Origin of the sequence: Rhizobium sp. SJZ105 (assembly GCF_007828365.1) — a bacterium.
Lineage (GTDB): Bacteria > Pseudomonadota > Alphaproteobacteria > Rhizobiales > Rhizobiaceae > Agrobacterium > Agrobacterium tumefaciens.
The window spans coordinates 1-21,886 of record NZ_VIUP01000013.1; the positions used below are offsets into that span (position 1 = coordinate 1).

The 21,886-nt window shown below is 58.8% G+C and carries 16 protein-coding genes and 4 pseudogenes; 12 read left to right on the top strand and 8 right to left on the bottom strand.

Features of this window, described 5'->3' with window-relative positions:
* Positions 1–118: 118 nt before the first annotated feature.
* A pseudogene (locus FB593_RS27925) lies at positions 119–364 on the bottom strand (IS6 family transposase); the annotation flags it as partial.
* A 68-nt stretch (positions 365–432) separates the two neighbouring features.
* The gene (locus FB593_RS23945; protein WP_145167095.1) at positions 433–1,044 is read right to left on the bottom strand and encodes a TetR/AcrR family transcriptional regulator; all 612 of its coding nucleotides are present in this window, start codon (positions 1,042–1,044) and stop codon (positions 433–435) included.
* Between the two features lie 148 nt (positions 1,045–1,192).
* Between FB593_RS23945 and FB593_RS23950 the strand changes: the two genes are divergently transcribed.
* The gene (locus tag FB593_RS23950) at positions 1,193–1,459 is read left to right on the top strand and encodes a hypothetical protein (protein ID WP_080802594.1); all 267 of its coding nucleotides are present in this window, start codon (positions 1,193–1,195) and stop codon (positions 1,457–1,459) included.
* A gap of 178 nt (positions 1,460–1,637) precedes the next feature.
* Here FB593_RS23950 and FB593_RS27725 read toward each other — a convergent pair whose 3' ends face one another.
* A complete protein-coding gene (locus FB593_RS27725) occupies positions 1,638–1,901 on the bottom strand; it encodes a hypothetical protein (RefSeq protein ID WP_236776499.1) in 264 nt (87 codons plus the stop codon).
* Between FB593_RS27725 and FB593_RS23960 the strand changes: the two genes are divergently transcribed.
* The 3 genes and pseudogenes from FB593_RS23960 (at position 1,895) to FB593_RS23970 (ending at position 5,209) form a co-directional block, all read left to right on the top strand.
* Positions 1,895–3,844: a methyl-accepting chemotaxis protein gene (locus FB593_RS23960; protein WP_145167096.1), complete on the top strand. Its 1,950-nt coding sequence runs from the start codon at positions 1,895–1,897 to the stop codon at positions 3,842–3,844. The genes FB593_RS27725 and FB593_RS23960 overlap by 7 nt on opposite strands.
* A gap of 317 nt (positions 3,845–4,161) precedes the next feature.
* Positions 4,162–4,281: pseudogene (locus tag FB593_RS28095) on the top strand (hypothetical protein); the annotation flags it as partial.
* Between the two features lie 340 nt (positions 4,282–4,621).
* Positions 4,622–5,209, top strand: a complete 588-nt coding sequence (locus FB593_RS23970; protein WP_065687550.1) for a DUF1349 domain-containing protein — start codon at positions 4,622–4,624, stop codon at positions 5,207–5,209.
* Positions 5,210–5,336: 127 nt separating this feature from the next.
* Here the strand turns inward: FB593_RS23970 and FB593_RS23975 are convergent, their stop codons facing one another.
* Both FB593_RS23975 and ligD read right to left on the bottom strand, forming a co-directional pair.
* Entirely contained in the window at positions 5,337–6,101 is a 765-nt protein-coding gene (locus tag FB593_RS23975; protein WP_145167140.1) for an SOS response-associated peptidase family protein, read from the bottom strand.
* A gap of 58 nt (positions 6,102–6,159) precedes the next feature.
* On the bottom strand, positions 6,160–7,212 hold the full coding sequence (gene ligD / locus FB593_RS23980; protein ID WP_145167098.1) for a non-homologous end-joining DNA ligase: 1,053 nt from the start codon (positions 7,210–7,212) through the stop codon (positions 6,160–6,162).
* Between the two features lie 282 nt (positions 7,213–7,494).
* Between ligD and FB593_RS23985 the strand changes: the two genes are divergently transcribed.
* From FB593_RS23985 to FB593_RS24010, 6 genes and pseudogenes are all read left to right on the top strand, one after another.
* On the top strand, positions 7,495–8,247 hold the full coding sequence (locus FB593_RS23985; RefSeq protein WP_145167099.1) for an ImuA family protein: 753 nt from the start codon (positions 7,495–7,497) through the stop codon (positions 8,245–8,247).
* Entirely contained in the window at positions 8,168–9,679 is a 1,512-nt protein-coding gene (locus tag FB593_RS23990) for a Y-family DNA polymerase (RefSeq protein ID WP_186447964.1), read from the top strand. Before FB593_RS23985 ends, FB593_RS23990 begins: the two co-directional genes overlap by 80 nt.
* The gene (locus FB593_RS23995; RefSeq protein WP_145167100.1) at positions 9,676–12,933 is read left to right on the top strand and encodes an error-prone DNA polymerase; all 3,258 of its coding nucleotides are present in this window, start codon (positions 9,676–9,678) and stop codon (positions 12,931–12,933) included. The genes FB593_RS23990 and FB593_RS23995 overlap by 4 nt, the downstream gene beginning before the upstream one ends.
* Positions 12,934–13,023: 90 nt before the next feature.
* A complete protein-coding gene (locus FB593_RS24000; protein ID WP_145167101.1) occupies positions 13,024–13,422 on the top strand; it encodes a DUF1419 domain-containing protein in 399 nt (132 codons plus the stop codon).
* 505 nt (positions 13,423–13,927) lie between these two features.
* A complete protein-coding gene (locus FB593_RS24005) occupies positions 13,928–14,527 on the top strand; it encodes a hypothetical protein (protein WP_076846236.1) in 600 nt (199 codons plus the stop codon).
* Between the two features lie 432 nt (positions 14,528–14,959).
* Positions 14,960–15,589, top strand: a pseudogene (locus FB593_RS24010) (ArdC family protein); the annotation flags it as partial.
* 80 nt (positions 15,590–15,669) lie between these two features.
* Here FB593_RS24010 and FB593_RS24015 read toward each other — a convergent pair.
* From FB593_RS24015 to FB593_RS24025, 3 genes are read right to left on the bottom strand one after another with little or no spacing between them, the layout of a single operon-like run.
* On the bottom strand, positions 15,670–16,665 hold the full coding sequence (locus tag FB593_RS24015) for a tyrosine-type recombinase/integrase (protein WP_145167102.1): 996 nt from the start codon (positions 16,663–16,665) through the stop codon (positions 15,670–15,672).
* On the bottom strand, positions 16,662–17,609 hold the full coding sequence (locus FB593_RS24020) for a tyrosine-type recombinase/integrase (RefSeq protein ID WP_145167103.1): 948 nt from the start codon (positions 17,607–17,609) through the stop codon (positions 16,662–16,664). The genes FB593_RS24015 and FB593_RS24020 overlap by 4 nt, the downstream gene beginning before the upstream one ends.
* Positions 17,606–18,844: a tyrosine-type recombinase/integrase gene (locus FB593_RS24025; RefSeq protein WP_145167104.1), complete on the bottom strand. Its 1,239-nt coding sequence runs from the start codon at positions 18,842–18,844 to the stop codon at positions 17,606–17,608. The genes FB593_RS24020 and FB593_RS24025 overlap by 4 nt, the downstream gene beginning before the upstream one ends.
* 343 nt (positions 18,845–19,187) lie before the next feature.
* Between FB593_RS24025 and FB593_RS24030 the strand changes: the two genes are divergently transcribed.
* Positions 19,188–21,131, top strand: coding sequence for an elongation factor G (locus tag FB593_RS24030; RefSeq protein WP_145167105.1), 1,944 nt, complete (start codon positions 19,188–19,190; stop codon positions 21,129–21,131).
* Positions 21,132–21,310: 179 nt separating this feature from the next.
* Positions 21,311–21,619, top strand: a pseudogene (locus tag FB593_RS24035) (zincin-like metallopeptidase domain-containing protein); the annotation flags it as partial.
* Positions 21,620–21,886: the final 267 nt, after the last annotated feature.

Genomic DNA, 21,886 nt, shown 5'->3' on the forward strand with positions numbered 1-21,886 from the left:
GCCGAGCTTGATATACAGCTCGACCGCGCGAATTCTGTCAGCATGGGAATACATGAACTACCTCCTGGTGGTCCAAGTTTTAGTCCGCATCCCCAATGGATCATATTCGTGCGATAACCAACAGCCATTTGTCGCCGAGCTTGTCGATCGATCGCTTCCGGATTTTATTGGCAAAGTGCCTGTCGAATTTCTCAGCCCTAAGTCTCACGGTCTGACGAGAGACGATGACCCCACGAGCTGCCAGCACATCCTCGGCCATTCGCAGACTGAGCGGAAACCGGACATAGAGCTAAACGGTATGGGCAATCACGTCAGGTGGAAATCGGTGGCGACGATAAAGAGGATCGCGGGCAAGTCTGGTCATATAGCCTTATTCGACGCCCGGTTAACGTTCACTGCCTTCAGTAGCACTTCCTTCTTGCACCAGCAGGATCAGGCAGAAGCCTGTGCACCTAGACCAAACGAGACCATCGCAGCTTCACACGCACGCGTAAACCGCATCGACGGACCTTCTTTGCCGGCGGCAAGTTTGCTGACGCGTGCTCCCTCTAACAGCATGGATAGCGTATCAGCCAAAAGTTCAGGATCGCTTACACCTGTCGAACGACAAAGATCGGCGAGCCGGGAATGCTGTTCCATCTTCAACGTTTCTATTATCGCATGTGCAGGGTGCGCTTGCTCTTTCAACTCTACCGCAGCATTGGCCAAATCGCATCCATAGGGCTCGCTGGAAAGACATTGTGCGCGCGCTTTAACCCATGCCGCGAGCTGAGCCCTCGGGTCGCCCGGGTTCTCTTTTTCGAGATCTTCCCAGGCTTTATCGAGCGTTCGAGAACTGTGCTTGAGCGCTTCACACACAAGATCGTCCTTGGAACCAAAATGTCGGTATAAGGTCATCTTGTTGGTTGAGGCGGCTTCGGCAATGGCATCAACACCGATGCCGCGTATCCCATGTTCACGAAAGAGTTGGCAGGCCGTTGACACAATCCGGTCACGAGGTGCGATTTTCTGCTCAGAAGCACGATCAGATGTCTCGGATTTCATGAGTTTAATTTTTACCCTCAAGCGGTGTTGACATGCGTGTTACCGATCGGTAACTATCACAAAAGTTACTTACCGGTAACACCTTGGCGCGAGCCCGTCAAGCAATCGCCCGCTTTCACAGCTTAGGAATTATCGAAAGGAGACTGAGATGAGACAGACGATAGACGAGATGACGCTCGCCGAGATTTTCGCAGATCCACTGATCCGTTCAGTCATGCGCGCCGACGACGTTGGTCTGGACGATTTCAAAGAGTTGATGCATTCGGCGGCGACGTCCTTGACGACACGCGATGGCGCAGCATTTGCTGAACAGTTTGAAACGAGCGGGCCTGCAGCTTCATCGAAGCGTACACTCGTAACCGCCGTGCAGCCCTTGTTCGCAGGTTTCTTTAAGCCTTGCGCTGCCCATATGTGAATGTGGCCTGCATCACCATCTCACAAGTCGGGCTTATCCGCGGTGGGATGGCTAATCGCACGCTGATCTTTAGATATTGGTATCTCCTGCGCCCGTTTGGGCATGAAGAAATTGTAAAGTATTTAACTATAACTAATCGCAAGAAAACCAGCGAAGCACGGTCGTGGAACAATCGGTTCTAGCCCGTGTTTTGCGAAATGCGGCCCGGCGTTTCCGCCTGTTGGCGGGGCTGTCGTTTCGCCCGCGGAATGGTGACCTGCCCGTATTTGAAGGGGCAGGCCGGCGTTTTTCGGCGCATGCATGATGCAGTTGCGATCAGAGCCGATGATGCGGCTACCGAAGCCTTGATGATCGAGGTTACGCGACGTGCAATGTCAGTCTTGCCGAACACCTCCGGCACGGGGAAGGAGCGGTATTCATGCCCTGAGGTTATCCGTGTCATTTCTCCAGAATGCCAGTATCCGCACCAAAATTCTGTCGCTCATTTTACCGCTCTGCATCATCGGTCTGGGTGCAACAGTATATATGTCCGCCCGTTACAAAAACGCGGACACGCTCTATTCAGAGTTCATTGCCGGCGACAATGCCGCGCTTGTCGAGCTTTCTCGTGCCAACCGCAATCTTCAGGCGGTGGCTTACGGTGCTTATCAGGTAATGGCATACGACACCTCCATTCCGGATTTCGCCATCGCCAAAGGCGAGTATAATACCGACAAAGGCGAACTGATCTCGCGATTGAACAACGTCAAGGCCATATTCCCGGAAGAGACGGCCACAATCGACAAACTGCTCAAACAATCTCAGAGCATCATCACAAGCACGGATAAGGCCGTCGAGCTTGGCTCCGCTAATCGTAATCAGGAGTCCGCGGCGGAACTCCTGAAGGCTGATGGGCAAATTCGCGCGGCCGGAAACGAAATAGGCTCGTTGCTGGACAAGCTTACCAAGGGTGTTGCAAAAGGCAGCGACGATCTGAGTGGCCAGACGAATTCCACGATCCTGACCTCGCTTGTTGTGGTTGGCATCAGCTTTGCAGCCGGCATCATTCTCGCACTTTTCGTGGCCTCGCGTGGCATCACAACGCCGATCGCCCGCCTGCGGGAGCGTATGGTGTCGCTGGCAGGCGGCGATACGGCAGCCGAGATCGATGGCATGGACCGCAAGGACGAAGTCGGCCAGATGGCGGTTGCCGTTCAGGTGTTCCGCGAGAGTGCGATCGAGCGCATCCGCCTTGAACAGGAAACAGAAGCCAATCGCAGCCTTTCGGAAAAGGAACGCATCGCGCGCGAGCAGCAGAAGGCCAAGGAAGCTGCCGACGTCAAATTTGCCGTCGACAATCTGGCAACCGGTCTTTCGAAGCTTTCGGATGGCGATGTGTCCTACCGCATCGGCCAGCCGTTCACGGCGACACTCGACGGTGTTCGTAACGACTTCAACATGTCCGCCGAAAAGCTGCAATCGGCATTGACCCGGGTTGCGCAGAATGCCGGTGGCATCGGCGCGGGCGCAAACGAGATCAAATCGGCCGCCGACGATCTGGCCAAGCGTACCGAACAGCAGGCAGCAGCCGTTGAGGAGACCGCTGCCGCTCTGGAAGAGATCACCACGACAGTGAAGGATTCCACCAAGCGCGCGCAGGAGGCCGGCCTGATCGTCAGCCGCGCCAAGGCAGGTGCCGAACAATCCGGCGAGGTGGTACGTCGCGCCGTGGTCGCCATGGAGCAGATCTCCAAATCCGCCAACGAGATCAGCAACATCATCGGCGTGATCGACGAAATCGCCTTCCAGACCAATCTTCTGGCGCTCAATGCTGGCGTAGAAGCCGCGCGTGCGGGCGAGGCGGGCAAGGGCTTTGCCGTTGTCGCGCAGGAAGTGCGCGAACTGGCGCAACGCTCCGCCAATGCGGCCAAGGAAATCAAGGCGCTGATCACCACCTCGAACGATCAGGTGCAGCAGGGCGTTCAGCTGGTGGGCGACACCGGCAAGGCACTGGCGACGATCGTATCGGAAGTGCAGGAAATCAACCGGCACGTCGTCTCCATCGTGGAATCCGCGCAGGAGCAATCCTCTGGCCTCCAGCAGATCAATACCGCGGTCAACCAGATGGACCAGGACACGCAGAAAAATGCGGCGATGGTGGAAGAGACCAACGCTGCCAGCCACAATCTGGCCAAGGAGGTCGCTTCGCTCAACCAGCTTCTCGCGCAGTTCAAGCTCGCCGATACCGCCTATCAGCAGAAGAGCCAGCCCGCTCCGGTTCGCAATGCCGGCGGCAACGACAGATACGTAGCATCCCCCGTACGCGCGCTTGGCCGCAAGATTGCATCCGCATTCTCTGGTAACGCTGCTGTCGATACGTCAAAGGACGACTGGCAGGAGTTTTGATCGGCGATCGGTCAACGACATGAGCATCGGCGGGGGATATCCCCGCCGCCAATCAAGGACTATGCCACGCAATCGGAAATCGTTTGCGTGGCATAGTTTATGCCAGAGGGGCGGTGACGAACATGTCTGGCAATCTTCGCAATACATTATCCTTCACGCAGCGCGTCGCGACTATGGCCGTGGGGATCTTTTTGGGCACGGACTCATTCTCGATGATGTTTCGGATTCAATTGGTGTGATTTCCGAAGTGGAATCAGCGCCATGCGAGCCCAGTTTTGACTTCCGACCTGATCCCGGCCAGTTTGAACGTTGAATCGATGCATGATGCCACCGATGCGATCGTTGTCACTGCGTCCGCCGGGTCAACGGACTCCATATGTCCCCGTTGCGGGACCGTTTCCCGTCGAGTTCATAGCCGTTACCCTCGGGTGATCGGTGATCTGCCGCGTACGGGTCGACGGATCGCATTGCATCTGTCCGTCAGGCGCTTTGTCTATAGTGCTACCAACTGCCATCGAAAGATTTTTGCCGAGCGCTTCGGTGAGGGTGTGACCTCACGCTCCCTAACCAACTTCACTGCCTCAAGCTTGTACTCGCGGCTGAACTCCCTTCGTTGCATTTATGCACTCCAGTTTCATTGGAAGCACCTTAACTTGGTGTCCACGAAACCGGCAGCAGGCCAACACTCACTTTACCGAGTTTATGATCACGGGTATCCGTTGAGTCGGGCAATAGCCCCACCAGCAGTGATGTAAGGGCAATTCCGGAGACAGTGCCGTGGACGTTAATCTCAAAGAAGCTGAGTGGCTGAATAAACCTGTAGTGTGGGAAGCCACCGAGACGGGTCTCTCTTTAACCACCGAAGCAAACACTGACTTCTGGCGTGAAACACATTACGGCTTCACGCGCGACAGTGGCCATTTCCTAGGTGTAATGGTCGTGGATGGTTTCACAGCGAGTGTCCGCGTCCAAGGCGAATTCCGGTCTCTCTACGATCAGGCCGGTCTTATGGTGCGCATTGATGAAAATCGATGGGTGAAGTCAGGCGTTGAGTTTACAGATGGCGAACGGTTTCTCAGCACAGTCATCACCGATGGAAAATCCGACTGGTCAGTGTCCCAGCCCTTCAAGGAGCTTGAAGATTTCTATATCCGGATCACATTGAAGGAAGGCACGATGCGTATTCAGGCATCCTCCAATGGGAGCATTTGGCCGTTGCTGCGGCTTGCTCCGTTTCCTAAAGTTTCCCATTATTTCGTTGGTTTGACTGCATGTACGCCTGAGCGTGGCGGACTGGATGTCCGGTTTTCGGAGTTTTCAGTCGGTGCGGCGATCACTACCGATCTCCACGACCTGTCCAGCTAGCAGCTATTTAAGAGAGTTCTTCACAAATGCCGTCTCGATCTATCGTCCTTGTAACAGGTGCCAGTAAAGGGATACGAGCAGCCACGGCCTCTCGGCGCCAGTGCCGCCTGGTCAGACACTACACAAATCAGTCTTGGTCAACCGGTTCGCCCGATTTCGACACGACGGTGGACCCGTACGGTTCTCGCGACGAAATAATCAACGCATCGTCCTGAAGCGGGCGGACAAGATGTTTTGCCTCGTCCCACGGCGCCCGCATCCAGATGTCCGTGTCCTCTTTCGTCAGCAACAGAACCGGCATGGCTTTCTCATGGATCGGTTTAACGAGATCGTTGGGGTCTGTGGTCAGAAAACCATAGAGATCGTCGGTCGTGAGCCCGTCCCGAACCTTTCGGACGCTTTGCCATTGCGGCACATGGATGCCGGCAAAAAACATCAAAGATTTCTCGTCATCGCGGGCAAACCAGGCATTGGGCACATTGCCGCCTTCCTCTCTGCTCGCCGGATCCGGTTCGGCGAAGCTGGTGACTGGGACAAGGCATCTGTGTTCGACGTCGAACCATCGCGTCCAGTGCGGGAAATTGAGCTTACGCACGTTTGTCGTGCCGCGGTCGGCCTCCATGCGGATCAGCTCCTCGAGATCAAATGGCTTGCCCTTGGCCGCGAGCTTCTCGGCCTTGGCTTTGGCCGCTTTCTCCAAGGCGAAGCGAGGGGAAGGTAATCCCCATCGCGCATGCACAAGCTGCTTCTTGCCTTCCGCCGTGTTGCGGACGATCGGCCCCATTTGGTCGGGGTTCATCTGATAGGCTGGCATCAGGTTAATCAGGCTTTCGGCGTCCTGAGCCCATTTGGAGACCCAGTCCTTGTCTTCCATCCGATATAGATTGCACATGGCAGCAATTCCTCCGTTGCGACCGAATGCAGTTGTGTGGTGAGTTCCGCCTGCGTCGCTAGTCGAGCTTGTAAACGTCGGCATTGTCTTGCCGTTCCCGCAAGCCTTTGTAGGAGGCATGGCGTAGCTTGCCGTCCGCCGTCCACGCCCGGAACTCGATCTCCGCAATGAGGGTCGGCTCGACCCAGACAATGTCTGCGTGATCGGCATAGGATGCAGGTAACTGCTTCCGTTTCCAGCGCAGCTTGTCGAGCATCTTGCGCAGCCTGGTCATCTCGGCGTCCCTGAAGCCCGTGCCAACATTCCCGACATGAATGAGCTCGGCACCGCGATAGGCAGCAAGCACCAGAGAGCCGAAGCCGCCGGGCGATGTCGTCGATGGCTCGTAGCCAACAACCATGAAGGCTTCGCTCTTAACGCACTTGATCTTGACCCAGTCGCCGGTCCGGCCGGAGCGATAGGGTTGATCCAATTGCTTGCCGACAATGCCTTCGAGACCAAGGCTGCCAACGTGTTCCAGCAGGATCGCGGGATTGGCGTCAATGGTTTCCGAAAGGCGGATCGCGCCGTCGTGCCCCTTCAGCGTATCCTCGAGAAGATGCCGGCGCGAACGGTACTCCACGTTGCGCAGGTCATGGCCGTCGAGATAAATAAGATCGAACGCGTAGAGGATGGCGTCCGAAGCTCGGTTGCCAGCCGTCTTTCCAGACGCACCCAACGATTTCTGCAGCAGCCCGAAATCCGGCCGCCCTTCATCGTCAAGCACAACCGCCTCGCCATCAATGATCATCGTTGCCGGGCCAAGCGCCCGGGCAGCCTGCTCGATCGCCGGAAACCGGTGCGTCCAGTCATGGCCACCACGCGTGAGGATGCGGACCCCTGTCGGCTCGATATGGATAGCCAGGCGATAACCATCCCATTTCAGCTCCCAGCTCCATTGGTCGCCTTGTGGAGGGTGCGCCTTCAATTGGGCGAGCGCCGGCTCGACGCGATCGGGCATCGGATCAAACAGCAGCTGTGGCTGTGCGGGATTGCGCTTCCGACGCGGCTTTGACCGTAGCGGAGCTTCGGTATCACGAAGGAGCGGCTTTGATCTCGGTGGCTTCGTCATGCAAACGAGTTCAGCACGAAAACCTTAAGAAGATTGTGACGCCGTTCATCTATCCCCGCTATCCACCGTTTTAAACCCGACGGACGCAAGGGCTGCAAAAATTTCTGTTTCCCCTTACCTCCTTGAATCCTATTCGAATCTTCGACTTTGCTAATACTGGGATAATATTCCTCAACCATGTGGTGCTTGACTCTTTTGCATTACGAGAACAAACAATGAACATATAGCCCGTACGACATAATGTCGATCCTTTGAACACGACCTTGAAGGGAGCCGTGAACGATGACTGCTGCCCGCCAGAGGGTGATTTGCGACTTGCGAGACCGCATCGCGTCGATGGAAGGGGTATCCGCGAAGCGGGCCGGAACACTTTCTTTTGGCGTTTCCGAGATCGATGCGGCCTTGCCTGGCGGGGGCCTCGCCTATGGCGCGCTGCACGAGTTTGCAGGCGGTGGCTCCGGTACTGTCGATGGTGCAGCGGCCGCCCTTTGTGTTGCCGGCATTGCCGCAAGAACAAAAGGCCCCGTCATCTGGTGTCTGACGCGGCCGGATCTTTTTTTCCCAGCTCTTGCCCATGTGGGTCTGCATCCCGACCGCGTCAACTTTGTTGAATCCGACAAGGAAGAGGATGTGCTGGCCAATATGGAGGAGGGCCTTTCCTTCGGCGGACTTGGTGCCGTCGTCGGTGAACTTGTTCGCCTGCCTATGGTCAGTTCCCGCCGCCTGCAGCTTGCAGCCGAGCGAACCGGGACCATGGCGCTCGCGGTCCGCCGATGGCGGCGACAGACGGAGGCCAATGACTTTGGGCAGCCGACGGCCTCGACCACGCGGTGGCGTGTCAGCGTGATGCCGTCAGAGGAGTTGCCGGTACCCGGGGTGGGCAGACCTCAATGGTTTCTGGAATTGATGCGCGTGAAAGCGGGTGAGTGTGCTGAGTTTCTCGTGAGGGCGTGCGATGACAAGGGTCGTCTCGATCTATCTTCCGGATCTGCCGACGGATCGCATTCGTCGGGCCGATCCGTCTATTCCGCCTGAACAGCCAATCGCCGTGATCGCGAGAAGCGGTTCGAAGCGATGGGTGTCTGCTGCCGATCCGGCTGCCAGAAAGGCGGGCGTGCATGCCGGCATGGCGGCGGCAAAGGCGCAGTCGCTGTTTCGCGGCCTGATGCTGGTTGACGCAGATTCGCAAGCCGATCAAGCCGCGCTGGAGCGCATCACGCTCTGGGCGCTGACGATCTATTCGCCGATCGTCGCCGTCGACGGGATTGATGGTATCGTCATGGATACGGAAGGCGCCGATCATCTGCAGGGTGGTGAACTGCCGATGGTGACGAAGATCGCCAACCAGTTTCTTGCCCGAAAACTGACGGCGCGCGTGGCGGTTGCCGACAGCTGGGGTGCTGCCCATGCTTGCGCCCGCGCAATCAATCGCGAAACGATTGTCGTTCCTCCGGGCGAGACGGCCCGTGCCGTCGAAAAACTGCCGATTTCGCTTCTGCGCCTGCCGTCAAAGATCGTCTCTGATCTGCGCATTCTCGGTTTCCAGACAATCGGCGAGCTTGCCAACACCCCGCGGGCCCCGCTGACATTGCGCTTCGGTCCGGAGGTCGGCCGCCGTCTCGACCAGATGCTCTGTCGTGTCGCCGAGCCGATCGAACCGATCCGGACCGCAGAGCTGGTTGAAGTCTCCAAGGCCTTCGCCGAACCGATCGGGGCTGCGGAAACAATCAATAAATATGTTGGCCGTCTGGTTGTCCAACTCGTTGACGAACTCCAGAAGCGCGGGCTTGGCGTTCGCCGTGCCGACCTGATCGTCGAGAAGGTCGATGGTACGAGACAGGCCATCCGCGCCGGAACCGCCAGGCCCGCCCGCGATGTCGCCTGGCTGACAAAACTGTTTCGGGACCGGACGGAAAAGATCGAGCCGGGCTTCGGGATCGAAAAGCTGATCCTGCTCGCCGTGATAGCCGAGCCTCTCGAGGAGGCTCAGAAAGCCTCTTCTCTGGTCGAGGATGAGGTCACTGATGTCACGCCGCTGATCGACCTCTATGGAAACCGGGGGCAGAGGGTCTATCGCGTCGCACCGGTCGCCTCCGATGTGCCGGAACGCTCTGTCCAGCGCATCAGCCCCGTCGCCGAACCGATCGCCGTTGCCTGGGTCAGCCATTGGCGCCGCCCCGTTCGTCTCTTGCCGAGACCTGAGTTGATCGAGGCGATCGCGCTGATGCCGGACCGGCCCCCAGTCTCCATCGTCTGGCGTGGCAAACGCCGCAAGGTCAAATGTGCCGACGGCCCGGAACGCATTTTTGGGGAATGGTGGCAGCGAGATGCCGAAATGGACGCCGTGCGCGACTATTTCGTCATCGAGGATGAAGCAGGCGAGCGCTTGTGGGTGTTCCGCTCCGGCGACGGTATTGATCCGGAAACCGGGTCACACCGCTGGTTCTGCCACGGGATATTCGCATGAGCTATGCCGAGCTCCAGGTCACGACACATTTTTCGTTTCTGCGTGGTGCCTCGTCGGCGCAGGAGTTGTTTGATACTGCAAAACTCCTTGGGATCAGTGCGATCGGCGTCGTCGATCGCAATTCGCTCGCAGGCATCGTCCGCGCCCTTGAAGCATCCCGCGCGACAGGTCTCCGCCTCGTCGTTGGCTGTCGCCTCGACCTCGCCGACGGTATGTCGTTGCTGGTCTATCCGATGGATCGTCCGGCATATTCGCGCCTGACCCGGCTGATCACGCTTGGCAAGTCGCGCGGCGGCAAGAACAACTGCATTTTGCACTGGGACGATGTCATGGCTTACTCGCAAGGCATGATCGGGATTCTGGTGCCGGATTTGCCGGACGCCACATGCGCAGCACAGCTTCGCAAGTTGGCGCACGTTTTTGGTGATCGCGCCTATGTATCGCTGTGCCTGCGCCGGCGACCCAACGACCAGATGCGGCTCCATGAGATTTCCAACGTGGCGGCACGGTTCAGGGTCAAAACCGTCGTCACCAATGACGTGCTGTTTCATGAGCCGGGTCGGCGGCAGTTGCAGGACATCGTCACCTGCATCAGGCACAATACCACGATCGACGATGTCGGCTTCGAGCGCGAGCGTCATGCCGACCGATATCTGAAGCCTCCGGAAGAAATGGCTCGCCTATTTCCGCGCTATCCGGAGGCCCTGGCACGAAGCATGGAGATCGTGCGTCGTTGCAAGTTCTCGCTTGAGGAACTGACCTACCAGTACCCGGAGGAAGCCATTGTGCCGGGCAAGGATGCGCAGGCCTCGCTGGAGCATTATGTCTGGGAATGCGCGCCTGACCGTTATCCGGAAGGCCTGCCACCGGATGTTTTAAAGACCGTTCGGCACGAGCTCGATCTCATCCGCACCATGAAATACGCGCCGTATTTCCTCACCGTGTTTTCGATCGTGCGCTTCGCCAGAAGCCAGGGCATTCTCTGTCAGGGCAGGGGATCGGCGGCCAACAGCGCTGTCTGCTATATTCTCGGCATCACATCGATCGACCCCTCGACCAATGACCTCCTGTTCGAGCGTTTCGTCAGCCAGGAACGCGACGAGCCACCGGATATCGATGTCGACTTCGAGCATGAACGGCGCGAGGAGGTCATCCAATGGATCTACAAGACCTACCGACATGACAAGGCAGCCCTCTGCGCCACCGTTACGCGGTATCGTGCCAAGGGAGCGATCCGCGATGTCGGCAAGGCGCTCGGCCTGCCGGAAGACGTGATCAAGGCGCTGTCATCAGGCATGTGGTCCTGGTCGGAGGAAGTGCCCGACCGAAACATCCGCGAGCTCAATCTCAACCCCGACGACCGGCGCTTAGCGCTCACCCTGAAACTGGCGCAGCAGCTGATGGGTGCGCCACGCCACCTTGGCCAGCATCCAGGAGGATTTGTCCTCACCCATGACCGGCTGGACGATCTCGTGCCGATCGAGCCGGCAACGATGAAGGACCGCCAGATCATCGAGTGGGACAAGGACGATGTCGAGGCGCTGAAGTTCATGAAGGTGGATGTGCTCGCACTCGGCATGCTCACCTGCATGGCAAAGGCGTTTCATCTCATCCGTGAGGATAAGGGCGAGGATCTCGATCTGTCTACGATCCAGCAGGAAGACGCAGCCACCTACGCAATGATCCGAAAAGCCGATACGCTCGGGACCTTCCAGATCGAAAGCCGCGCGCAGATGGCGATGTTGCCGCGCCTGAAACCACGCACCTTCTATGATCTCGTCGTGCAGGTGGCGATCGTCCGGCCCGGTCCTATCCAGGGCGACATGGTGCATCCCTATCTTCGCCGCCGCGAAGGCAAGGAGCCGGTAGAGTATCCCACACCCGAGCTTGAGGCCGTGCTCGGCAAGACGCTGGGCGTGCCGCTGTTTCAGGAGAGCGCCATGCGCGTCGCCATGGTCTGCGCCGGTTTTACCGGTGGCGAGGCCGACCAGCTGCGCAAGTCGATGGCCACCTTCAAGTTCACCGGCGGGGTCTCCCGCTTCAAGGAAAAACTCGTCTCCGGCATGGTCAAGAACGGTTATTCGGCGGAGTTCGCCGAAAAGACCTTTTCCCAGCTCGAAGGTTTCGGCAGCTACGGTTTTCCGGAAAGTCACGCGGCATCTTTTGCGCTGATCGCCTATGCATCGAACTACATCAAATGCCATTATCCGGATGTCTTTTGCGCGGCGCTTTTGAACAGTCAGCCGATGGGCTTTTATGCGCCCGCCCAGATCGTCGGCGATGCGATCAAGCATGGCGTCGAGGTGCGACCTGTGTGCGTCAACCGCTCGCGCTGGGACTGCACTCTGGAAAAGATCGGCAGCATTGATCGGCATGCTGTCCGGCTTGGGTTTCGGCAGGTAAAGGGACTGGCTGTCGCTGACGCAGCGCGGATCGTGACGGCACGAATGAATAGTCCTTTCTTATCCGTCGATGACATGTGGCGCCGGTCCAGCGTGCCGACGGAGGCCCTTGTCCAGCTGGCAGAGGCCGATGCCTTTCTGCCATCGCTCAAACTCGAGAGGCGCGACGCGCTTTGGGCCATCAAGGCGCTGCGTGATGAGCCATTGCCGTTGTTTGCCGCCGCGACTGAGCGGGAGATGGCGGCAATTGCTGAGCAGCAGGAGCCGGAGGTCGCCCTTCGGCAGATGACGGATGGGCACAACGTCATCGAAGATTACAGCCATACGGGCTTGACGCTACGGCAGCATCCGGTTGCGTTCCTGCGCAGGGACCTGTCGGCACGCAACATCATCCCTTGTGCGGAGGCGATGAATGCTCGGGATGGGCGATGGGTTTATACTGCAGGTCTGGTGCTGGTGCGCCAGAAGCCCGGGTCGGCCAAGGGTGTCATGTTCATCACCATCGAGGACGAAACAGGCCCTGCCAACATCGTCGTCTGGCCGTCACTGTTCGAGAAGCGCAGGAGCGTGGTGCTCGGATCCTCGATGATGGCAATCAATGGGCGGATTCAGCGGGAAGGGGAGGTCGTGCATCTTGTCGCGCAGCAACTCTTCGACCTGTCAGCGGACCTTGTCGGTCTGGCTGATCGGGATACCGGGTTCAGGCTGCCGGCGGGGCGGGGCGACGAGTTTGCCCACGGCGGCGGCTGGCCGGATTCGCGTGATCGACAAAAGCCTGTTGTCCCGCGGGACATGTTCACACCCGATCTCCATATCGATACGCTGAAGATAAAAAGTCGGAATTTTCAGTGATTTTTCGCTATCCCGGGAGCCGCGCCGCTTGGCGTCCCTCGAGGGCCCCCGCAGCATTTTTTTGGAAAACAGTAGAGTTGGCGTGCAGCCATGGGTGCCACATCAGCGCGATCATTACCGAACGAGGCTGAGCATGTATGGGAGTGGGACGACAGCGCGCTCTACAGCGGCGAATGGTTCGAGATCGCCGACGCATCCCACGACTACACGTTTGAGATACTGCCGCCGCTCTCGATCAAGGCCGGGATATTCGCCATGCGCGAATTCCCGAACGGTTTGGTCACCAGCATCCTCTTCTCTCTGCCGGTCGACGGGTGCCTCTGGCACTTCCGCGGTTATTGCGACCTGGCCGACAAGAGCTCGCCCGAACGCATGCAAAGCGCTGTCATCGAACGCGAATCCAGGCCCTCCCTTGTGATGACGCACGACGAGAAGCTGGAACATATTTGGTCGCGCATTGCGGACGATTGTCTCGGTTATGCGGCATAATTCCTCCGTCGATGGACTTTCGTGAACGCTCGCGCGACAGGAGGATGCAATCGCATCATTGCGTGCCCGTGCACATCTGCCGGGTGGCTCAGGCCAAACGGGACCACGAGCCGATAGTGACGTCGGCGGTTGTGATGACTGGGCAAGCTGCGGCTTGGACGTTGGATCGGCGCGGCCTGGCGCAGGTCTAGCGTGGTTTCCTCTCAGCTTCGGCATCCGAGGTTTGCCTCTGGCCGTTCCGTCCTTCGGTTTCGTGGCGTCTGAACCGGCGCCCGTTCGGTTCAAGGCCGCTGTCGCGCCGCGGGGCGGCCGGTCATGCCGCTCTCGACAAAGCAGGCACGCGGGCTTCGCAAGGGCTTGTCACCCCTGCTTGACCGCCTGACTGCTTCGCTCGATCTGGCCTGCCCGAGCCCTGATCCGCCCGGATAGCGCCTGTTCCTTTCGACCGCACCGAAGGACGGAACGGCCAGGGGGCCGACACTTCGGCGAAGCAAAGGAGACCACCATGGCAAAGTCAGCAACCCAATCCCGTCAATCAATCCGCCAATCCGCCCGCGTCGTGCCGCTGCGCAGAGGCGCCACCCTCGAAATGGTCCGCCTTTCATGCCCCGATGAAACACAGGCGCTTCGGATCGCCGAAAGCTTCGGGATCGCCATTGTCGACAGCGATGGCATCCGTGGCATGCACGAGCGCCTGATCGTCGAAACCGCCACCGCACTTTCCGATGGCCTTGGCGACCGGGCGATGCAGATCCATCTGCAGCGCATCGTCGGGGCCTATGTCGGATCGGCCCATGGCGCCGGCCAGTTCTACTCCCGCGCCGTCACCGAGGCGCGGAACGCCACCGCCAAGAGCGCTGCGGATGCCCGCGACGAGGATCTCGACGGTCCGGTCGGCTATGAGAGCGCCGCCCAGCGCAAGCGCGAATTCGCAGCCGACATGGGCATCCAGGCACATGCGCTCAGAATGGCGGCCGTCGGCGCTGTCGCAGCCTATGAGCAGGTGGTGGGCGAAACATGGAAGCCCTTCGACCGGCCGGTCGAAAATCCCGGCCAGACGCTCGACCGCAAGGCGGCAGCAGTCCAGCTGTCAGCCTTCGAATAACATCCATCACGGCGTGGCTCCGGCCCCGCCTTTGTTCACGTCGACGAAGGTGTCCTGTTCTCGTCAGCTCGAAGTAACGAGGGCCTGTGCCGGCCACCGCCTTCGGATCAACGACGGGACGCGACTTCAATGCGTCGACAGAAGGTCCCAACCTCAACCGCGCCGTTGCTAAGATTCCATCGGCTACCGTGCGGCAGAAAGTGGTCCTGCTGGCGAAGCCCTCGCATTGGCTGCGGATGAAGATCGGGAATCTGTCCATTGCGACCCCGTCCCGCCTTCGGTCTGCCGGGCCGAGGGTCTCGCGCAAGGGCTTCGCCCTCCTTCACGTTGTTACGGCGCGTTCCGCGTGCGCTCATCCCTGATCTCCCCGGCTTTTGACCGACGTGACGGGGTCGCGATGGTCGCGACCTCCGAAAACGGAGGTTCAAGGATATGAAAAGAAAAGGGCAGGGCGAGCGCGCCGATCTCTATGCGCGGATCACCGACAGGATCGTTGCGGATCTGGAAAAAGGCGTCCGTCCGTGGATGAAGCCCTGGTCGGCCGCAAACACGACCGGACGGATCACCCGGCCGCTGCGCCACAACGGCGAAGCCTATAGCGGTCTCAACGTGCTGCTGTTGTGGTCGGAGAGCACAGCGAGGGGCTATGTCTCGCCGACATGGATGACGTTCAAACAGGCCTTGCAGCTGGATGGAGCTGTTCGCAAGGGCGCGACCGGAACGACGGTCATCTATGCAAGCCGCTTCACCAAGTCGGAGACCAACAGCAATGGCGGCGAGGTGGAGCGCGATATTCCGTTCCTTAAATCGTACACGGTGTTCAACGTGGCGCAGATCGACGGCCTGCCTGACCACTATCATGGTGTACCCGAACCGCTCCTGAGCCCGATCGAGCGGATCGGTCACGCCGACGAGTTCTTCCGCAATACCGGCGCAGTCATTCGGCACGGCGGCAAACAGGCATACTATTCTCCGGCCATGGACTATATCCAGATGCCACCGTTCGAAGCCTTCCGCGATGCCGCCGGGTATGCGGCAGTCCTCAGCCATGAGGCGACCCATAATGCCGACATCCGGATTATGCCGACAACTCTCCGGATGAGCCGGAAGCCGTTGCCTCCGGCTCACGGGTCCCGGCATAATTAGAGGGATTCAAGGAAGGCGAGCAACTTGTCGTCCGGTCGATATCTTCCTGGATTATCGGCGGGAGCCGTTAATCGGGAAAGGGCCTTTTCCTTGAGCCGCAGATCCGCATGAACGTAGACCTGCGTGGTCTCAACATTTTCATGCCCAAGCCACAGCGCGATAACCGTCTGGTCGATCCCGTGGTGCAAAAGCTCCATCGCGGTGCTGTGACGCAGGACATGCGGACTGACCCGTTTACCAACAAGCGACGGGCACGATTTCGATGCGGTGAGCACGTGCCGATGGACGATGTCTTCCAGCGCGTCCCGACTGAGCCGTGTCCCACGATTGCTTGGGAAGAGCGGATCATCTTGACCGCCCCTCCGTTCCTTCAGCCAGGATTCCAAAACCTTGACGGTTTCCCGCCGCAGCGGTGTTGTCCGTTGCTTGCGACCTTTGCCCTCGCACCGGATGTGAGCCCCTGTGCCGACCACGACATCGCAGCACCGGAGGCCGGTGATCTCCGAGGCTCGCAAGCCTCCCTGCAACGCGATCAGCAGGATTGCGTGGTCACGGCGCCCAATTCCGGTCGACCGATCTGGGGCTGCCAGCAGAGCATCGATTTCTTCACGATCGAGGAACTCGACAGTTCGCCGGACATGACGTTTGCTCGGCATGGCCAGTATCTTCTGGCAATGCAGCATGTATTGCGGTTCGCTCATCGCCACGAAGCGGAAGAATGAGCGGATGCCGGCAAGTCTGGTATTTCGGCTGCGAGCGCTGTTGCCGCGCCGGGTCTCAATGTCGCAAAGGAAGTCGGCAACCAGTTCGATGCCGAGATCGTCAATCGACAACTTTGTCGGTGATTTGCCGATCTTTTCACTCGCATAGCGCAGCAATAAGCGGAAGGTGTCGCGATAGCCGGCGATCGTGTTCGGACTTGCATTCATCTGGGTGCACAGCCGGTCGGTGAAGAACTGCTGTACGAGCGAGGGAAGCAATGATCGGCTCATAAGCTTCCCTCCAGCGCCAGAGCGCGCTCAGCGCGGGCGGAGGCGAGGGCCAAAAGTTCCGGCACAGCCTCGATATACCAGTAAGTATGCTCGGGGCTGACATGCCCGAGATATGTCGTCAGCTTGATCATCTCGCGAGTGACGTCCATGCCGGATCGATACCAGATCAGCATGGTGCGGACGGCAAAGGTGTGGCGCAGATCATGGATTCGTGGACCACGTCCGTGCTTATGGAATCTCTGCCTCGCCCGCAGACCAAGAGTTTGGCAAACGAGGGCGAAGTTGTATCGAACACCGCAGTCACCGACCCGTTCACCATGGTCCGCGACGAAGAATGGCCGGGAGCGACGTTCAAGCAGCCGATCCCGCTCCTTCGCGTAAGCCGCAAGCTGAAGTGCGGTACACCTCGACACCGGGATGAGCCTGGCCTTGCCGAGCTTACCCTTCCGCAGTGTGAGAACGCCATTCTCAAGATCGACATCGCCGCTGTCGAGCGAGATCGCTTCGCTGATCCTGAGCCCGGTGACCGCGATCAGGCCGAACAAGACCGCATATGTCAGCGGCCGGATTCCGTTGGTCGATGGCAATGCTGCTGCCGCTTCTATGATGGCGCGGATTTCTTCCGGCTTGTAGATGTAGGGCCTGCTTCGCCGATGACGGCTAGGGATGAGGTCACTTGAAGGGACCTGGTGCTGAGGATCGATGCTGTGGAGCCACTGCGCAAATATCCGGACGATACCGAGCCGTCGTGACCACGTCTGCTGGCTGGCAACGCCGAAAGACTCACGCCATCCGATAAAGACCTCGGCGCTCACATATTCCGTGCCCATCTTCTCAGCATGTTCGATGAAGCGCCTCAGTATCCGCTCATCCGTGCGAAGTTCGAACCCGAGGCCACGGCGGACGGCTAGATAGCGATCCAGTTCTTGAGACAGCGTGCTCATGCTGCACCTCCTGTAGTCGGCCACGGCTGAGCAATGGTACGCAGACCCTCGACATCAAGCCTTGCGTAAATCATCGTGGTCGCACGGGAGCGATGGCGCAGCGTGTCGCTGATTTCCTCCAGAGAAGCGCCATTCTGAACCAGATTGGTCGCCAGACTGTGGCGCAGGATCTGGGCCCCGACATAGGGTGCTGGTGGCTTTAACCCTGTGTGTTCGTAAGCCTTGCGCAGGATCTGATTTAGAACTTGCGCATCTTTGAACGGACGGTGCGGTGCTCGGTCTATGACAAACAGAGATCGCGACGTCGTAACGCGCTCGAGCTTGATGTAGTCCGCAAGCGCCTTTCCGACCTCGGGCAATAGCGGCAACCTGTCGTGTCTGTCGCCCTTCCCACGAATGAGGATTTCACCTGAGCGCCAGTCGATGTCATCGATCTGTATGGCGACTACCTCTTGAGGACGCAGAGCAAGGCGCGCCATCAACAGAACCATCGCGTAGTTGCGTAGGGTGGATGGTGCCGTGTCGCGCACCGCGGCCAGGATCATCTCAACCTGTTCCAGCGAGAGATGACGTGGAAGCCGAGTTCCGAACCGCTGCGCCACACGCGGCACGGCCTTCGCCAGGTTTGCAGACGTCTTCCCAGCCTTGAACAAATAGCGGAAGAAGTTTCGCAGGTGTGACGGCACGGTTTTGTCTCGCGGTGCCCTTTGGACGACGCGCATATGCAGGAACCGGGCGATGTCGGAGGCGGATATACTCCCAAGATCATCGGTCTCTTCAGGGAAGCGGAAGTCAAGGAACTGCCCCGCAAACCGCCAGCTATCGGTGATCGTGCGTTCACTCAATCCCCGCTGACGGCGCAAATAGTCTTCATAGGCTATCCGTAGTTCCAGCCGCGCCGCTTCTCTGGGCGACAGCGCCGGACGTTGCCTCGTCACGCCACGCTCCGCAAGAAAGCGCCCAAATCGCTTCATCATGAACTTCGCGTAGGACGCTCGGGATTCGATCCACCCCATGGCTGCGATGAGTTCGGAGGCTCGCCTTTGATCGAGGTCAGATGCAGCCATCCCGGCCCCGTGCATTGCTTTCGCAACATCGTTGATGCAGCTCAGGTACAGGGTGATCGTGCTTTCTGCATGATCGAGCGCGACCATCTCATCGACAAAGGCCACGAGATGGTCCTCGAACAGCGAGAAGGCACAGGCGTAGAAGTAGCGATAGCGACTGATCGTCATGGTATTCTCCTTGTTTCGAACAAGGAAAGACGGCGATCAATTCACATGCCGTGCAAGATGTATGGCGGTGAATCGAGGATGTGGCTGTTGTCCTTTAGCCGGAACCCCGGGCGTAGCGGTTGGCGCAGAGATCCATATTTAGCGACATGTGCGATATGCACGTTCTGCCCATAATCGGAAGCACAGCCGTTCTTGACATAAGATTCGATAAAGCTTTTAGTTTGCTGGCGGCTCAAACAACAGTTGGGTTTGCGAATTCAGAGTCATTTGCTCATAGAGGTCCCAATGCGCCGAGTCCCTTCTCACGAAAATCACGTTCGAATTTCTGAGAAGTTGAGGGTTCATGCGCACTTTGAATCTGGGCATCCTGGCCCATGTGGATGCAGGAAAAACTAGCCTAACCGAACGACTCCTTTTCGACGCCGGCGTCATTGACAAGCTCGGTAGTGTCGATAGCGGCAACACCCAGACCGACAGCCACGAGCTGGAACGGCAGCGTGGTATCACGATCCAGGCCGCTGTTGTCTCCTTCAATCTCGGCGACACGACGATCAATCTCATCGATACGCCCGGCCATCCCGATTTCATCGCCGAAGTCGAGCGGGTGCTCGGGCTGCTCGACGCGGCCGTGGTCGTCGTTTCTGCAGTCGAGGGCGTGCAGGCGCAGACGCGGGTGCTGGTGCGGGCCTTGCAGCGACTATCCGTTCCCTTCGTCTTCTTCGTCAACAAGGTCGATCGCCTTGGAGCGCGTTATGAGGAGGTGCTACAGTCCATCGCCGGTCAGTTGTCCGTCCGCCCGATCGCCATGTCATCCGTCAGCAATGCCGGCAGTAAACTTGCTGAGGTGGTGGTTCTTGATCCGCACCGAGAACCGCTTTTTACCGCCCTGTGTGAGGCTTTGGCGGAGAACGACGATGAACTACTCGGCGACTTTCTACAGGCACCGGATCGTCTGACAGCCGAAAGGCTTGAATGCGCGCTGCGGAAACAGGTCGCCGACGGCATGGTGCAGCCGGCATTTGCCGGCGCTGCGATGACCGGCGTCGGCGTGCCGGCTCTGGCATCGGCGATTGCTACCTCGCTTCCCGGCCGCCGTCTCGATCCAGGGGCTAAGGTTGTCGGCAAGATATTCAAGATTGAGCGCGGATGGGGCGGCGAGAAGCTGTGCTATCTCTACCTCTCATCCGGTACCGTCCAGGTCCGGCAATATGTGAATCTTCCCCAAGGACCGGCGCGCGTGACCGGAATCCATCTTTTCGAATCCGGCAAGGTTCACAGCGCCGACAGTTTCAGGGCCGGGCAGATCGCCCGCGTCAGCGGTCTCAACAATGCTCGGATCGGGGACTTCGTGGGTTCGGATCTCCTCGCAGATATCAAGCCAAATTTTGCGCCGCCGACGCTGGAATCTCGCGTTCAAGCGCAGCGTCCGTCTGAGAGTGCGGCGCTTTGGCTCGCGCTAAACCAGTTGGCTGAACAGGATCCGCTAATCGACCTGCGCAGAAATGAGGATACGAATGAGATGTTCGTATCCCTCTATGGCGAAGTGCAGAAAGAGGTCATCCAATCTACCTTGGTAACGGATTTCGGCGTCGAAGCGACGTTCGAAGATAGCACCGTCATCTGCGCGGAGCGGCTCGTTGGAACAGGTACCGGCCTTCAGGTCATTTTCAAGGAACCGAATCCATTCCTGGCGACCGTTGGCCTGCGCGTTGAACCGCGACCGGAAGGGGCGGGAAACAGTTTCGCTCTGGAGGTGGATATTGGCCAGATGCCAGCAAGTTTCTATCGGGCGGTGGAGGAAACCGTGTTTGAGACGCTCAGGCAAGGAGTCTTCGGCTGGCAGGTCATCGATTGCCACGTGGCCATGACGGCAGCCCGCCAGAGCTCGCCCTCGACCACTGCGGCCGACTTCCGGCAATTGACGCCCTGGGTCTTGGCGACGGCACTGTCGACGGCGCAAACCATCGTCTGCGAACCGATCGACCAGTTCCATCTTGAAGCGCCTGGTGAAAGCCTCAATCGGCTGCTGACCGTGCTTACCAAATCGGGCGCTGTGATAAAGGAGACGGCCATCATGGAAGGTATGGTACGGTTGGAGGGGCATGTCGCCTCCGAGAGAATCCAGGCCATCCAGCAGCAATTGCCTGGCCTGACGAGCGGCATCGGGACTATGGAGACATTCTTCCATCACTATGCCCCGGCAACCGATCCCCAACGTTCGCGCAGGCGTTCCGGCATCGATCCGTTCAGTAGTCGCGAATATCTGCTCCGTTTGTCCCGAAAATAGTGATTTTCTGGCACTGAGCTTCTGTTGTTGGCGCGGGAGGGCTATCCGCATCCGTCCTCGAATCCCTCTAATTATGCCGGGCCCAATGAGCCGGAGGCTAACGCTTCCGGCTCAACCGAACAGTTGTCGGCATAATCCAGATGGCGGCATTATGCGTCTTATGCCGATATCGGCATAAGACCCACTGGACGGCGGCAGAACATCGCGTGGGACGCGACCTGTCGCGCTATGCCAAGGACCGGACGGAGCGAGCGCGGGAAGAACTCATTGCCGAACTTGGCAGTTGCTTCCTCTGCGCTGACCTCGGTATCGCGCCGGAACTTGAGCCGCGGCCGGATCACGCGTCCTATCTGCAGTCATGGCTCTCGGTGCTGGCCAACGACAAACGGGCAATTTTCCAGGCGGCCGCGCATGCGCAGCGGGCGGTCAATTATCTCCACGGTCTTCAGCCAAGGGCGGATGCCTGCGCGACGAGGGAGGCAGTGTAATAGCGCCCCTCTCTTTTTAGAGCGTCCTTTGGTACTGCTCCCAAAATCTGAATCCGGGCAGCGCGGATTGACCGTTCGGGAGGAAAGCGAAGGCGATCTTGTTCCGTGCGGGCGCGAGCCAGTTTTGCTGCGACTGGCCCTAATGCGTTGCGCATCAGCAACAGGTCATGTTTGCGGATACGAGCAAGCATGGGCAACATGTGCCCGATTGAAAACCGGAGCCGCCATCGAGAAGGAAAGTTCGGCGACGCTCACCGGACTTGTCGC